Source organism: Tamaricihabitans halophyticus (genome assembly GCF_004340875.1).
GTDB lineage: Bacteria > Actinomycetota > Actinomycetes > Mycobacteriales > Pseudonocardiaceae > Tamaricihabitans > Tamaricihabitans halophyticus.
This window is the reverse complement of sequence record NZ_SLXQ01000008.1, coordinates 96845-110156: the sequence shown is the minus strand read 5'-3', so window position 1 is coordinate 110156 and position 13312 is coordinate 96845. Positions and strand designations below refer to the sequence as shown.

14 protein-coding genes and 1 riboswitch are annotated in these 13312 nt (G+C 67.1%); of the genes, 8 read left to right on the top strand and 6 right to left on the bottom strand.

Features of this window, described 5'->3' with window-relative positions; translation table 11 throughout:
- Positions 1 to 90: 90 nt before the first annotated feature.
- Together paaI and paaK are read left to right on the top strand one after the other, a co-directional pair.
- A complete protein-coding gene (gene paaI / locus EV191_RS18390; protein WP_132878472.1) occupies positions 91 to 486 on the top strand; it encodes a hydroxyphenylacetyl-CoA thioesterase PaaI in 396 nt (131 codons plus the stop codon).
- Between the two features lie 13 nt (positions 487 to 499).
- On the top strand, positions 500 to 1846 hold the full coding sequence (gene paaK / locus EV191_RS18385) for a phenylacetate--CoA ligase PaaK (protein ID WP_132878335.1): 1347 nt from the start codon (positions 500 to 502) through the stop codon (positions 1844 to 1846).
- Between the two features lie 6 nt (positions 1847 to 1852).
- Here paaK and EV191_RS18380 read toward each other — a convergent pair whose 3' ends face one another.
- The 4 genes from EV191_RS18380 to EV191_RS18365 form a co-directional block, all read right to left on the bottom strand.
- Complete coding sequence (locus EV191_RS18380; protein ID WP_132878334.1) at positions 1853 to 2641, bottom strand: ABC transporter ATP-binding protein; 789 nt, start codon at positions 2639 to 2641, stop codon at positions 1853 to 1855.
- Entirely contained in the window at positions 2638 to 3672 is a 1035-nt protein-coding gene (locus tag EV191_RS18375; protein ID WP_132878333.1) for a FecCD family ABC transporter permease, read from the bottom strand. Before EV191_RS18375 ends, EV191_RS18380 begins: the two co-directional genes overlap by 4 nt.
- Complete coding sequence (locus tag EV191_RS18370; protein ID WP_132878332.1) at positions 3669 to 4697, bottom strand: ABC transporter substrate-binding protein; 1029 nt, start codon at positions 4695 to 4697, stop codon at positions 3669 to 3671. The genes EV191_RS18375 and EV191_RS18370 overlap by 4 nt, the downstream gene beginning before the upstream one ends.
- Positions 4698 to 4763: 66 nt before the next feature.
- A riboswitch (cobalamin riboswitch) is annotated at positions 4764 to 4947 on the bottom strand.
- A gap of 111 nt (positions 4948 to 5058) precedes the next feature.
- Positions 5059 to 5622: a DUF1062 domain-containing protein gene (locus EV191_RS18365; protein ID WP_132878331.1), complete on the bottom strand. Its 564-nt coding sequence runs from the start codon at positions 5620 to 5622 to the stop codon at positions 5059 to 5061.
- Between the two features lie 240 nt (positions 5623 to 5862).
- On the opposite strand from EV191_RS18365, the gene EV191_RS18360 reads away from it, so the two are divergent.
- The 4 genes from EV191_RS18360 to EV191_RS18345 are packed head-to-tail and all read left to right on the top strand — an operon-like array spanning position 5863 to position 9978.
- Positions 5863 to 6579 carry a GntR family transcriptional regulator gene (locus tag EV191_RS18360; RefSeq protein WP_132878330.1) on the top strand — a complete coding sequence of 239 codons (717 nt, stop codon included), beginning with the start codon at positions 5863 to 5865 and terminating at the stop codon, positions 6577 to 6579.
- On the top strand, positions 6576 to 7568 hold the full coding sequence (locus tag EV191_RS18355) for an ADP-ribosylglycohydrolase family protein (RefSeq protein ID WP_132878329.1): 993 nt from the start codon (positions 6576 to 6578) through the stop codon (positions 7566 to 7568). Before EV191_RS18360 ends, EV191_RS18355 begins: the two co-directional genes overlap by 4 nt.
- Before the next feature lie 11 nt (positions 7569 to 7579).
- Positions 7580 to 9049, top strand: a complete 1470-nt coding sequence (locus tag EV191_RS18350) for a purine-cytosine permease family protein (RefSeq protein ID WP_132878328.1) — start codon at positions 7580 to 7582, stop codon at positions 9047 to 9049.
- Positions 9046 to 9978, top strand: coding sequence for a PfkB family carbohydrate kinase (locus EV191_RS18345; protein ID WP_132878327.1), 933 nt, complete (start codon positions 9046 to 9048; stop codon positions 9976 to 9978). The genes EV191_RS18350 and EV191_RS18345 overlap by 4 nt, the downstream gene beginning before the upstream one ends.
- Here EV191_RS18345 and EV191_RS18340 read toward each other — a convergent pair.
- Together EV191_RS18340 and cobF are read right to left on the bottom strand one after the other, a co-directional pair.
- The gene (locus tag EV191_RS18340) at positions 9975 to 10733 is read right to left on the bottom strand and encodes a cobalt-precorrin-6A reductase (RefSeq protein ID WP_132878326.1); all 759 of its coding nucleotides are present in this window, start codon (positions 10731 to 10733) and stop codon (positions 9975 to 9977) included. The genes EV191_RS18345 and EV191_RS18340 overlap by 4 nt on opposite strands.
- 16 nt (positions 10734 to 10749) lie before the next feature.
- Positions 10750 to 11520 (bottom strand): precorrin-6A synthase (deacetylating), encoded by a 771-nt coding sequence (cobF, locus tag EV191_RS18335; protein ID WP_132878325.1) that lies wholly within the window; start codon positions 11518 to 11520, stop codon positions 10750 to 10752.
- A gap of 171 nt (positions 11521 to 11691) precedes the next feature.
- Between cobF and EV191_RS18330 the strand changes: the two genes are divergently transcribed.
- Both EV191_RS18330 and EV191_RS18325 read left to right on the top strand, forming a co-directional pair.
- Positions 11692 to 12432 carry a thioredoxin domain-containing protein gene (locus EV191_RS18330; RefSeq protein WP_132878324.1) on the top strand — a complete coding sequence of 247 codons (741 nt, stop codon included), beginning with the start codon at positions 11692 to 11694 and terminating at the stop codon, positions 12430 to 12432.
- Positions 12429 to 13292, top strand: coding sequence for a cytochrome c biogenesis CcdA family protein (locus tag EV191_RS18325; RefSeq protein ID WP_132878323.1), 864 nt, complete (start codon positions 12429 to 12431; stop codon positions 13290 to 13292). Before EV191_RS18330 ends, EV191_RS18325 begins: the two co-directional genes overlap by 4 nt.
- The last annotated feature ends 20 nt before the right edge of the window (positions 13293 to 13312 follow it).

Below are 13312 nucleotides of genomic sequence, written 5' to 3'. Positions count from 1 at the left end.
CAGTTAAATAACCGTCCATTCGGTTGGTTGACAAGGTGGTGACACCGCGTGGCGCAGTCTGGTTCCGAAGTCGGCACCGCCGCGACGGCGATGTTCGCCAACGATTCGGCTTCGCGCGCGCTCGGTATCGAGTTGACCGAGGTCGGTCTCGGAAACGCGACCGCACGGATGCGGGTCACCGAGCAGATGGTGAACGGCCACGACATCATGCACGGCGGCTACCTGTTCTTGCTGGCTGATACCGCCTTCGCCTGCGCGTGTAACAGTCATGGACCAGTGACCGTCGCCGCCGGAGCCGAGATTACCTTCGTCGCCAGCGGCAACCTCGGCGATCACCTGATCGCGATCGCGGAGGAACGAGTCCGGTACGGCCGCAGCGGCATCTATGACGTGACGGTCTGTCGGGAAACGGACACCGGCCAGGTCGTGCTCGCGGAGTTCCGTGGTCGCAGCCGCACGATCGGGCAAGCCCCGAACCAGGAATGAGGAACCTGATCCGATGAGCGCGAGGCACAATGGGGTGCCAGCAGCCACCCGAGGACTGGGCCCGGCACCCAGGCACGAGGAGCTCAGTCCCGCGGAACGCATGAGTGTGGACGAGCTTCGTGCCGTCCAACTTGAACGTCTGCAATGGACTGTCCGGTATGCCTACCAGAATGTTCCGGCATACCGGCGTCGGTTCGAGCAAGCCGGGGTACATCCCGATGAGCTACGCGAGCTCGCCGACCTGGCCAAGTTCCCGTACACCACGAAACAGGACCTGCGGGACAACTACCCGTTTGGCATGCTCGCCGTGCCCATGCGCGAGGTTCGCCGGATTCACGCGTCGAGCGGCACCACCGGCAACGCGACGGTGACCGGTTATACGGCCGAGGACATCGACAGCTGGGCGACGGTCATGGCGCGGTCGATCTTCGCCGCGGGCGGGCGCCCTGGGCACAAAGTGCATATCTGCTACGGGTACGGCCTGTTCACCGGCGGCCTCGGCGCGCATTACGGCGCGGAGAAGCTCGGCTGCGCGACCATCCCGGTCTCCGGCGGGATGACCGCCCGCCAGGTACGGCTGATCACCGACTTTCAGCCCGAGGTGATCATGGGTACGCCGACGTACCTGCTGACCCTGCTCGACGAGTTCGACCGGCAAGGGATCGACGCGACGGAGAGTTCGTTGCGTATCGGCATTCTGGGTGCCGAACCGTGGACCGAGCAGTTACGCGCGGAACTGGAGAGCCGGATGAACCTGCACGCGGTGAACATCTATGGCCTCTCCGAGGTAATGGGGCCTGGCGTGGCCCAGGAATGCGTGGAGACCAAGGACGGCCTGCATATCTGGGAGGATCACTTCTACCCCGAGGTCATCGACCCACTCGAGCAGACGCCACTGCCGGACGGATCAACCGGCGAGTTGGTGCTCACCACGCTGACCAAACGCGGGCAACCGGTGATCCGCTACCGCACCCGTGATCTGACGACGCTGCGACCGGGTACCGCCCGCCCCGGCTACCGCAGGATGGACCGGCTCACTGGCCGTTCCGACGACATGATCATCCTGCGTGGCGTCAACGTCTTTCCCATCCACTTCGAGGAGATCGTGCTCGGCACCGAAGGGCTGTCGCCGCACTTCCAGCTCCGGCTCTTCGAACGGGACCGCGTCGATCAACTGGAGGTGCTGATCGAGGCGATGGAACCGGAAACCCCTGCTGGCACAACGAGCGCGGCAGCGGAGATCGCGGGAAAGGTGAAGGACACTCTCGGCGTGACCGTCGGCGTGCGCATCGTCGCGCCGGATACGCTCGAGCGCTCCGTGGGCAAGCTGCGCAGGGTGATCGACGAACGTTCGCACTGATCCGCGCTACTGGCCAAGTACGCCGAGAAAGCGGACATGGGGCGGGCCATCTGTCTCAGGGTGCTCGATCTCCGCGCGAACCCCGTAAACCTCGGCAAGTAGTTCCACGGTGAGCACCGCGCGTGGTGTTCCGACGGCTACCACGCTGCCTCGATTGAGCACGACGAGCTGGTCGCAGTACATCGCGGCCAGGTTCAGGTCATGTAACGCGACGATGGTGGTCAACGGCAAGCGGGAGATCAGCGTCAGCAAATCCAGTTGGTACTGGATGTCCAGATGATTGGTCGGCTCGTCCAGTAGCAACTCGCGTGGCTGCTGGACAAGCGCGCGGGCAATCTGCGCCCGTTGCCGCTCGCCACCGGAGAGCGTCTGCCACGCTCGGTCGGCCTTGTCCGCCAATCCGGTGTCCACCAGCGCGGCGGCTACCACCGCGTGGTCCTCGGCCGATATCGGCGACCACGGACCGCGGTGCGGGATTCGCCCGAGCGAGACGACATCGCGCACGCTGAGCTCGACTTGGGTATCGGCCTGCTGCTGCACGACCGCGACCCGCTTGGCCAACCTGCGCCGCCCCCACTCGGGCAGGGGTTGGTCATCGAGCGTGACCAGCCCGCTCGTCGGTGCCAGCACGCCCGCGAGCAGCCGCAGCAAGGTGGATTTTCCCGAACCGTTCGGCCCGAGCACACCAACCGTGGAACCGGCCGCCGGCGTCACACTGACCGTGTCCAGAATGAGCCTGCCGCCCGCCGTGCGGCTGACCCGGTCCGCGGACAGTCCCGCCTGGCCGCCGCTCATGTCGCGCGCCTCGTGCGGTAGAGCACGACCACGAACGCCGGCACGCCGATCAGCGAGGTGACTACGCCGACCGGTACCTCCTGGGGCTCGAGTACGGTGCGCGCGAGCGTGTCGATCCACACCAGGAACACGGCCCCGACCACCGCCGTCACCGGCAGCAGCCGACCGTGGTTCGCACCAACGAGCGCCCGCGCGGCGTGTGGCAAGACCAGACCGACGAACCCGATGGCACCGGCCGCACTCACCAGTGCGGCGGTGAGCAGGGCGGTGGCACACAGCAGCACCACTCTGGTTCTGGCGACCGCGACACCAAGGGTGGCCGCGGCCTCGGCACCGAAGGCGAATGCGTCCAGCGTCCGTGCGTAACCCAGGCACACCGCCAGCACACCAGCGAGGACCAGCGCACAGAGCGCGACTTCGGACCACGCGGCACTGCTCAGCGAGCCGAGCAACCAGAAGAGCACCCCTCGGGTGGTCTCCGCGTCACCGGAGGTCAGCACGATGAACGAGGTGAGCGACGAGAACAGCTGCATCGCGGCCACCCCGGAAAGCACCACCCGCTCGGTTGTACCGCCGAGAGTCTGACTGAGCAGCAGGACGAGCGCGAAGGACACCACCGCGCCGACAAACGCCCCGGAGGAGATCGACAGGGCACCACCACCCACGCCGAGTACTACCACCGCCACGGCCCCGGTGGAGGCGCCGGAGGACACGCCAAGCACGAACGGATCGGCGAGCGGATTGCGCAGCAGCGCCTGCATCACCGCGCCACAGACCGCGAGCCCCGCGCCGCAGATCGCCGCGAGCAACGCCCTCGGCAACCGCAGGTCCCATACGATACCGGCGCGCAGCGGGCTGAGCTCCACCTCGGCGAGGCCGAGCCGGGACAGCACCACGGACCAAGCATCCGTCACACCGACCCGCGCGGGTCCGATCGCGACGACGACCGAAATGGACACCGCGAGGATACCGACGCCGGCGAGACAGTAGGTGCCGACCGCCCGGCCGGATTCCGATCGTTGCCCGATCAACCGGTCAACCCGAACTCGCGCAGCGCTTCCGCGAGCTTCTCGGTGCCATCCACGGTCCGCATCGTCGGGTTCATCGCCTGACCGCTGAGTCGCACGTATCGTTTCTGCCGCACGGCGGCAAGCTGGCTCGCAACCGGATGCGACTCCAGATGCGCGATCTTCTGCTCGGCCGTCTCGGCGGTTTCCGAGCGCCTGGTGAGATCGCCGAGCACCAGCACATCCGGATCGCGATCGGCGATCGCCTCCCAGTTGATCTGCGGCCACTCTTCATGGGTGTCGGCAAAAACATTCCTGGCGTCCAGAGCGCGCGTCATGATGCCCGGCGCGCCGCAGCAACCGGCGAGATACGGCGCATCGGAGTTGGCGAACCAGTAGAGCACCGTGACACGCGAGGTGTCAGTGTTCTCGGCGGCCTTGCGCATTCGTTCCCGAAGCTCCGTGATCAACCGCTCGCCACGCTGCTGGACGTCGAAGATCCGCGCCAGATCGCGGATCTCGGTGTAGATGGTGTCCATGGTCAATGGATCGTCGCGGGATCCGTCGCCGCCACCGCTGTTGTCCTTCTGGCAGTCCGCTGGCGCCACGTAGTTCGGCACCCCGAGTTCGGCGAACTGCTCCCGTGTCGCTACCCCACCCTTGCCCAAGGTGGACACAAAGGAGGCGGCGACGAAATCCGGTTCGACCTCAAGCACGCTCTCGAATGACGGCATATTCTCGGCGAGTCGCGGAACCCGTGCGTTGTCTTCGGCCAAACTGGGTAGCACCGGGTCCGTCCAGGTCGCGGTACCCACCATGCGATCACCGAGCCCCAAGGCAAGCATGATCTCCGCACTGCCCTGGTTGAGCGCGACCGCGCGCCGCGGTGGCGCCGGCACGCTGACTCGGGTACCGCAGTTGTCCACCGCCCGGGGATAACCGGCGGCCGCCTCGGCAGGCGCATTACCCGTATCGCCGTGACAGCCAGCCAACACCAGCGCACTGGCGATGAATACGGTCGCGAGACGCGCCACTCGGATATTCGACACGGCATTCCCTTGCGTCGAGGGCTCATGCGCGGAGCCCAGCCGTACGATTCACCCGCACCCGGATCGCCCGGAGGGCGGGCGCCAGCAGGTCTTCGGACTTCGGCTCATCCGGCCGGGACGCCTTCCCAGAGCGCACTCCAGTGGCTGTGTCCCGCCCGTCACCGTTACCGCTGCGCGTCAGTTCCGGATTCGCACCGGATTCCCTGACCTCGCCGCATGGCGTGGTTCAACTGGCGCCCGGAGCCTAACACGGAATTCCACCCCTCTCCGCCGTCATGGGATGCGACACATCACCGCGCGACGCCCGATTCACCCGCGTTCCAACGTTCGATCCATTGTGGATCCCGAACCGGCGCGCGGATCAATGCTCGAGCATGAAGGTGAAGTCGCTGGAGCGCTTGCTGTCCAGCCGGACCTCCGAGACCAGCTTCCGCACGTCGATCAGTCGCCGAACCTCAGCTCGCGACAGACCGCGGCCCTGCGCGATCAGTCGCACCGGCCGAACCGGGATACGCGCCGCGAAATGGACCGAAACCTCGATCCGCTCCCCATCCTTATCCGCGTGCGCGGGGTGATCCGACTCGTCGATGGCCAGGCGCCAGGCGTTGTCCCAGTCGAGGGCGATGCGTTGGCGGCGGCACAGGCCAGGGTCCTGAAGCAGCTCGGCGGCCAGGACGGGGTCGTCGTCCTGTAGCCGGCACAGCAGTCCTGGCCGGATCGTGCGCACCGGAATTCGTTCGAGTACGGCGAGCTTGGCGGTTTCCGCGCAGCCGGTACAGCGGATGAGCAGCCAGGCATCGATGAGTTTGTGGTTCGCGTTGACCCGGAACCGGCCGGTTGCCCGGAAGCGCTTGGCGGCGCAGGCGTGGCAACGGCGGATAACGAGCGGCAGGCGGGTAGGCGTGGCCACCCAGTAAATGGGCATATCAGTACACCTGTTTCGGTGAGAAGTCCACGACGGAAAGCGCGCGGGCGCCGAAGCGCGACGCGCGAGAATTCAGCGCTCGGATGTCTCACCGGATGTACAACGGCACGCCCTGACTAGGTGACCAGATTCGGCAACACGGTAATGCCGCGCGTCGGGCCTGTTCCACCGGTTTTCCGGCCCACGGCGACGGCGTGTTACGGGCGGATCTGGACATAACGCACCGGCTCCTGTACATGTATGTACATGATTGAACAGGCAGGCTTCAGCAAGCGCAATCGCCTGGTGAGCGAGCTCGCGAAGCAGATCCGATCCGGCCGGCTGGCCACCGGTGAGCGGCTGCCCGGCGAGAACGAGCTGGCGCAGCGCTACCAGGTGAGCCGGGGGACGGTGCGCAGCGCGCTCGCCGAGCTACAGCGACACGAGTTGATCGCCACGCAAAGCGGGGTCGGCTCGTTCGTCACCTTCGACGGAGTGCCGCTCGACCAGCACTCTGGGTGGGCGACCGCGCTTGCCGACTCCGGCTTCGAGATCACCACCGAGCTGCTCGGGATCGACCGGGTACGCGACCAGGAACTGACGGAGCGCTTCGAGATCCAGTCCTTCATGTTGATCCGCCGGTTGCGCCGTGACCCGCAGGCCGGCCCAGTATCGCTGGAACTGTCCTATATCCCGGATATCCCCGCCTTCGCCGAGCTTCCCGAGCAGGGGTTACGCGAGGACTCGCTCACCGCCACGCTTGCTTCAGCCGGTCTGTACTCCAGCGGCGGTGAGCAGTGGATCAGCGGCGCGCCGCTGGACGAAAGGAACGCCGAGCTGCTGGAGCGCGCACCGGACACGCCATTCCTGCGCGCCGTGCGGGACTGCCTTGATCCGCGCGGTGGCCTGGTCGAGCATGTGGTGAGCTGGCTGGATCCCAGCAGGTTCACCTTCCACCTGACCTACGGTGACCGATGAGCGCGCGGCGGGAACACGCACTCGGCGCGTTCTACGGGCTGGCCCTTGGCGATGCGCTTGGTATGCCAACGCAGTCGATGTCCCGCGAGCGGATCCTCCGGTGCTACGGGCCGATCACCGGACTCGTTGACGCGATCCCGGAACAGCCGATCGCCCCTGGAATGGCCGCGGGGTCGATCACGGATGACACCGAGCAAGCCGTGCTGGTAGCCAGGCTGCTCATCGAAGGAAACGGCGAGCTGGACCCGGCGACCTTCGCCAGGGCGCTGACGGACTGGGAGGCGGACATGATCCGCCGCGGTTCGGCTGATCTGCTCGGCCCGTCCACCAAGCGGGCGATCGAGCTACTCGAATCGGGCACTCCCCCGGACCTCGCCGGCGCGCTGGGCACGACGAATGGCGCGGCCATGCGGATCACCCCGGTCGCGATCGCCAACGCGCCACACGACGGGCTGGTGGATGCGGTCGCACGGGCCTGCCAGGTCACGCACAACACGAACCTCGGCATCGCCTCGGCTGCCGCTGTCGCCGCGGCCGTCTCGGCCGGCATCGCGGGTGCGGATCCGAGCCAGACACTGGATGCGGCCGAAGCCGCGGCTGCTACTGGCGCGCTGCGCGGCAGGTGGCATGCCGGTGGGGATATCGCCGCGCGGCTTCACTGGGTTCGCGGCTTCGTTCGCGGGATGGACACCGAGCGGTTGCACGATGCCTTGCCCGAGGTCATCGGTACCTCGGTGGCGGCGCAGGAATCTGTGATCGCAGCGTTCGCGCTGGTCGCGGCCCGTGGAGCCGATCCGCACGCCGCGCTCAGCATCGCGGCCACCGTTGGCGGCGACACCGACACCGTGGCGGCGATCTGTGGCGCGATTCTTGGTGCCCAGCACGGTCTTGCCGCCTTGCCCGCGGAAATGGTCGAGCACGTGCGCACGGTGAACGAGCTAGACCTTGCTCCCTTCGTCGACGGGCTGCTCGCCCTCCGCGAGAACTGAGGAACCCCGGTATGTCAACGGAATCCACCGAATCCACGCAAGCACTCGACAGCGCGGCCAGTTCAGCCGGCGCCCTGGAGACCCGAGGGATCGAACCAGTCCCCGCCGGCGAGCGGCACGGGCGCCCGATGGAGCTCTTCTGGGTGTGGTTCGCGGCCAATATCTCCATTCTGGGGTTGCCGCTCGGTGCAACGCTCGTCGCCTTCCAGGGCCTCACCGTCTGGCAGGCGGTGATCGTCGCCGCGCTCGGCGCGGTTGGCTCGTTCGCCATCGTCGGCGTGCTCTCCATCGCGGGTAAACGTGGCGGGGCACCGGGGCTCACGCTGTCCAGGGCGGTGTTCGGCGTTCGCGGCAACGCCGGTCCGACCGCGATCTCGCTGCTCTCCCGGCTCGGCTGGGAGACGGTGAACACCACGACGGCCGCGTTCACGCTGCTTTCCTTGTGCGCCATCCTGTTTGGCACCCAGTCGGCCGCTACCGCCAACCCCGCGCTGACGATTGGCTGTATCGCGGTCTTCGTGCTGCTCACGGTGATCGTCTCCGGGCTCGGCCACCGGGTGTTGCTGGTGGTGCAGAAATGGTCCACCTGGATTTTCGGCGCGCTGAACATCGTGGTCGCGATCAACCTGGTAGCCACCATTGACTGGGCGGCCGTCAGTGCCGCCTCCCCTGCCCCGATCGGCGCGATGATCGCGGGCGTCGGGATTATCGCGGCCGGCACCGGGATCGGTTGGGCGAACGCAGCCGCCGACATGTCCCGCTACCAGGGCGCCAAGGTAGGCGCCGGCTCGCTGATCGCCTCGGCCGCCGCCGGCGCGGGTATCCCATTGGTGCTACTGATTTCCTTGGGCAGCCTGCTTTCCGCCGGCGACTCAACCCTCGCCGAAGCTGGCGATCCGGTCGCCGCGATCCGCGATATGCTGCCCAGCTGGATGGCGGTGCCGTACCTGGTCGCCGCGTTCGGCGGGCTGCTGCTGTCGAACCACCTTTCGGTGTACTCAGCCGGGCTGACCACGCTGACCTTGGGCCTGCGGGTCAAGCGGGTCTACGCGGTGGTGGTCGACGTCGTGATCACCTTTCTTGGCGCGATCTACTTCATGCTCATCGCGGACAACTTCTACGCGCCATTCATCGCGTTCATCAGCCTGCTTGCGATTCCGATCACCGCATGGGTCGGGGTGTTCCTGGTGGATATGTTGGGCAGGCGGAGCTACGACCCGGTGGGATTGATGGATATGCGGCGCACCAGCTCGTACTGGTACCGGGGCGGGATCGAACCGCGAGCGCTGACCTGCTGGGCGGTCGCCATCCTCGCCGGCTACCTGTTCACCACCGCCGGAGTGGATTCGGACGTCTGGTTCACCGGACCGTTCGCGGACACCTGGCTCGGCGTCAACGGCCTCGGCTGGGTGATCACCTTTGCCATCGCCGCGGGCGGGTACGCCGCGCTGGGCGGCGCACGGCGAGGCGGCAGCCGATGAGCAAGTTGGTCCACACTGGACAAGCCATCATCGATCTGGTGATGCGGGTACCGGCGATACCCGCCGCCGGCTCGGATGTGCTCGCCGCGGGGTCCACGCTGGTCGTTGGCGGCGGGTTCAACGTCATGGTCGCCGCACGGCGCAGCGGCGCCGTGGTGCACTACGCCGGCGAGCACGGCACCGGTTACTTCGGTGACCGGGTTCGCGAAGCCTTGCACGAGGCGGGAATCCTGCTCGCGCATCCACCTACAGACGCGTCGGATACCGGTTTCTGTGTAGCGCTTGTGGACGATACGGGCGAGCGGACGTTCGTGACCAGCCCGGGAGCGGAGGGAACCCTACGAAGGGACCGGCTCGACGCCGTGTCCCCAGGCGCCGCGGACATCGTGTACGTCTCGGGATACAGCTTGTTGCACGAGGCGAACCGGTCCGCCCTGCTTGACTGGCTACCTGGCCTCGCTGGGCCTCGGGTGCTGCTCGATCCCGGGCCACTGGGCGCGCGAGCGCCCGGTCTCGGGGAAGTTCTGCCGCTGGTGCACATCCTGAGTTGTAACGCGACGGAAGCCCACGAGCTGTCCGAGCGTGGGGACACCACCGAGGCGACCGCGGCGTTGGTCGATCGGCTCGCGCCAGGGGCTTCCGTTGTCGTCCGGGACGGAGCGAAAGGCTGTCTGCTCGGCGCCGGCGGCGAGGTCCACGCGGTCCCGGGTTTTCCCGTGGATGCGGTGGACACCAACGGCGCCGGCGACGCGCACACCGGGGTACTGGCCGCCGACCTGCTCCGGGGCATCGATATCCACACTGCCGCACTGCGTGCGAATGCGGCAGCGTCGCTGGCGGTGCGCGAACACGGTCCCGCGACGGCTCCTTCGCGCGCGGCGATCGACGACCTCCTCCGCGACCAGCACCCGAGTAGCCGCAATCTTTAGGGATCTCGCGGTGGCTGGTCGCGCAGCCAGTCGAGCGCTTGCCGCACGGTCCGCGCGCGCGGGACACCCTCCGGCGCGGGCGGCCGGCGCACCATCAGTACCGGCATGCCGAGCTCCCGGCAGGCATGCAGCTTCGCCGAGGTCGCCGTTCCCCCGCTGTTCTTGGTGACCAGCACCTGGATGCGGTGCTCCCGCAGCAGGGACAGCTCATCCGCGCGCGAGAAAGGGCCCCGCTCGAGCAGCACGGTGAGCCGAGACGGCCTCGGCTCGTCCGGCGGTTCGAGGCAGCGCGCGACGAACTCATGGTCACGCAGCCCCGCGAAGGCGGACACCTCCTGCCGCCCGATGGACAGGAAAACTCTTCGACCGAAACCTGGCAGCGCGGCTGCCGCTTCGTCCATTGTCGACACAAGATGCCAGTCGTCACCGTGCTGGGCGCGCCAACCGGGACGTCGCAGGAAAAGTAGCGGGATACCCGCCGCGCGGGCCGCCCGGTCGGCCGCGGCCGACATCCTCGTCGCGAACGGGTGAGTGGCATCCACGAGCACGTCAATGGCATGTTCCCGGAGCCATTCAGCAAGACCACTCGCGCCGGCGAAACCGCCGATGCGTACCTCACCATCGGGTAGTACCGGCGCCGCGCTTCGTCCGGCCAATGAGGACACGACATGAAAGTCGGGATCAGCCGCGAGCGCGGCGGCAAGCTCGCGCGCTTCCCCCGTCCCGCCAAGTAACAGTACCCGCGAAGCGGCCATCGACAGCACCTCGCGGTCAGGATTCCGGATCGCGGTTTCGCCGCAACAGGTAGCTGTCCATAATCCACCCCTTGCGCTGCCGTGCCCGGTCCCGCTCGGCCGCGATGCGCGGCCCTACCTCGCTGAGTTTGCCGGAGATCAGGATCTCGTCCGGCGCGCCGATATAGGCGCCCCAGTAGATGTCCAGCTCCTCGTCGGTGTAGTGCTGAAACGCCTCGCGGGCGTCGAGCATCACCGCGACGTCATCCACGCCGTCCGGCCAGCCTTCGGCGAGCCGGCGGCCAGTGGTGATCTGCACCGGCCGACCAACCTGATTGAACGGAATCCGATGCTGGGCGGTGAGCGCGGCCAGACTGCTGATCCCGGGAATCACCCGGTAGTCGAAGTCCACCATGCCCCGCGCCTGGATATCGGTGAGTACCGCGAGCGTGCTGTCGTACAGCGCCGGATCACCCCAGACGAGGAAGGCACCGGTGCCGTCCTCGTCGAGTTCTGCCTGGATGGCCTCCGCGCATACATCGGCCCGCCGGCGCCGCCAGTCATCCACGGCCGCCACATAGTCCTCGGCGCCACGTGCACGTTCCGGGTCCGTACACCGCACCACCCGATAGTTCGGCTCGGCGACGTAGCGTCGCAGGATCTCCGCACGCAGCTCGATCAGCTCGCGTTTGATCTCGCCCTTGTCCACTTCGAAGAACACGTCGACCTGGTTCAGCGCGGTAACCGCCTGCATCGTCACGTGTTCCGGATCGCCAGCGCCGATGCCAATGACCAAGATTGTCCGCATAGTGTCGCCATTGTCGCTCATCCACCGCGCCAACCGGCCAGATAGTGACTGGCGTCTATCGAAGTCCTCACCTCGCATGATGCCGCCAGCGAACCCCCGCGCGGGCGCCGAACCCAGAGAAACTACTATCTTGCTTAGTAGACCAACGGGGTCGGTTTGGAGAGGAGCACCATGGCAACTACCAGGGCCAGCGCGATTCGGCGGCAAGCAATTGTCGCGGTGGTACTCGCGATCGCGGCCGTGGGACTGGTGATCTACCTGACCTTGCAGCCAGACGGCGAGTCCGCCGAAGGCGGGCCGCCAGCGAGCACTCCCGAAGAGGTCAACCCGAACGCGCAGCAAAGCTACGGTCCACTCGACGAGCTCCCACGCCGGGAGCCGAACGATCCACTGTCGCTTGGCGCGACCGACGCTCCGGTGACGATGGTCGCGTATTCCGACTATCGCTGCCCGTACTGCGCGAAGTTCAGCACCGACACCGAGCCCAAGCTGGTTGACCAGTACGTCAAATCCGGCGTGCTGCGCATCGAGTGGCGGGATATGCCGATCTTCGGCGAGCAGTCGATCAGCGCGGCCAAGGCCGGCAGAGCGGCCGCGGCGCAGGGGAAGTTCTGGGAGTTCAACCGTACGGTTTTCCAGCACGCGCCTGATCGGGGGCATGCGGACCTGACCGAGTCGACGCTGGTGCGGTACGCGAAGCAGGCGGGGGTCGACGATATCGAGCGGTTTCGCCAGGAACTGACCGGTGACCGGTACGACGCGGCGGTGCGTAAGGACTCGAGTGAAGCCACCTCCATCGGCGTGACAAGCACACCGGCGTTCGTCATCAACGGCCAACCAGTACTGGGCGCGCAGCCCATCGACGAGTTCACCTCGGTGATCGACGCGGCGGCGGAGCAGGCCGGCAAATGACCGAGATCGGGCTTCTCGGCGCGTTCCTCGGTGGCCTGCTGTCCCTGATCAGCCCGTGTTCGGCGCTGTTGCTGCCGTCCTTTTTCGCCTACGCGTTCGATAGGGTTGGCGCGCTCGTTTCCCGAACAGGGGTGTTCCTGCTCGGACTGTGCGCGGTACTTGTTCCGCTCGGCATCGGGGCGGCGGCACTCGGCTCGCTGATCACCCAGCATCGTGGCACGACGACCTTCGTCGCCGGCTTGCTGCTCGTCGCGCTCGGTGTGGCGACGCTGTTCGGCAAGGGTTTCGGTATCGGCGCGGCCGGTCGGCTGACCGCGCGGATCCGCATCTCCTCGCATCTGTCGGTGTTCGCGCTCGGCGCCGTGTACGGTCTCGCGGGTGCCTGCACTGGTCCACTGCTCGGCGGCGTGCTGACGGTGTCCGCGGCCGGTGGCGAACCGGTCTATGGCGGCGTACTGCTGGCCGTCTACGCGTTGGGCATGGTGGTCCCACTGTTCCTGCTCGCCCTGGTCTGGGATCGCTTCGAACTTCGCGACCGGCGCTGGCTGCGCGGCCGCGAGCTGCGCATCGGGCCACTGCGCACGCACAGCACCAGCCTGATCTCCGGCGCCCTGTTCATCGGCATCGGCCTGCTGTTCCTACTGACCGAAGGCACCGCAAACCTTGGCGGGCTGTCCGGCGTGGACACCCAGTACGCGCTGCAGAGCTGGTTGCGAACCCTGACGGACACGGTATCCAACGCGCAGGTGATCCTGGTTGCCGTGCTGGTCGCGCTGGCTTTCGCCCTCCTGCGCCTGTCCCGCTCCCGTAAGGCGCTCCGGCGGGAGCGCGAGCAGGAACGGGCCAGCGCGGATGACTGAGCGGGCCGTCGAGCGCGGTG

Excerpts from the sequence above, each read along its gene's own strand:
- paaI (WP_132878472.1), top strand. The coding sequence starts at position 91 with ATGTTCGCCAACGATTCGGCTTCGCGCGCGCTCGGTATCGAGTTGACC.
- paaK (WP_132878335.1), top strand. The coding sequence starts at position 500 with ATGAGCGCGAGGCACAATGGGGTGCCAGCAGCCACCCGAGGACTGGGC.
- EV191_RS18380 (WP_132878334.1), bottom strand. The coding sequence starts at position 2,641 with ATGAGCGGCGGCCAGGCGGGACTGTCCGCGGACCGGGTCAGCCGCACG.
- EV191_RS18365 (WP_132878331.1), bottom strand. The coding sequence starts at position 5,622 with ATGCCCATTTACTGGGTGGCCACGCCTACCCGCCTGCCGCTCGTTATC.
- EV191_RS18360 (WP_132878330.1), top strand. The coding sequence starts at position 5,863 with ATGTACATGATTGAACAGGCAGGCTTCAGCAAGCGCAATCGCCTGGTG.
- EV191_RS18355 (WP_132878329.1), top strand. The coding sequence starts at position 6,576 with ATGAGCGCGCGGCGGGAACACGCACTCGGCGCGTTCTACGGGCTGGCC.
- EV191_RS18350 (WP_132878328.1), top strand. The coding sequence starts at position 7,580 with ATGTCAACGGAATCCACCGAATCCACGCAAGCACTCGACAGCGCGGCC.
- EV191_RS18345 (WP_132878327.1), top strand. The coding sequence starts at position 9,046 with ATGAGCAAGTTGGTCCACACTGGACAAGCCATCATCGATCTGGTGATG.
- EV191_RS18340 (WP_132878326.1), bottom strand. The coding sequence starts at position 10,733 with ATGGCCGCTTCGCGGGTACTGTTACTTGGCGGGACGGGGGAAGCGCGC.
- cobF (WP_132878325.1), bottom strand. The coding sequence starts at position 11,520 with ATGCGGACAATCTTGGTCATTGGCATCGGCGCTGGCGATCCGGAACAC.
- EV191_RS18330 (WP_132878324.1), top strand. The coding sequence starts at position 11,692 with ATGGCAACTACCAGGGCCAGCGCGATTCGGCGGCAAGCAATTGTCGCG.
- EV191_RS18325 (WP_132878323.1), top strand. The coding sequence starts at position 12,429 with ATGACCGAGATCGGGCTTCTCGGCGCGTTCCTCGGTGGCCTGCTGTCC.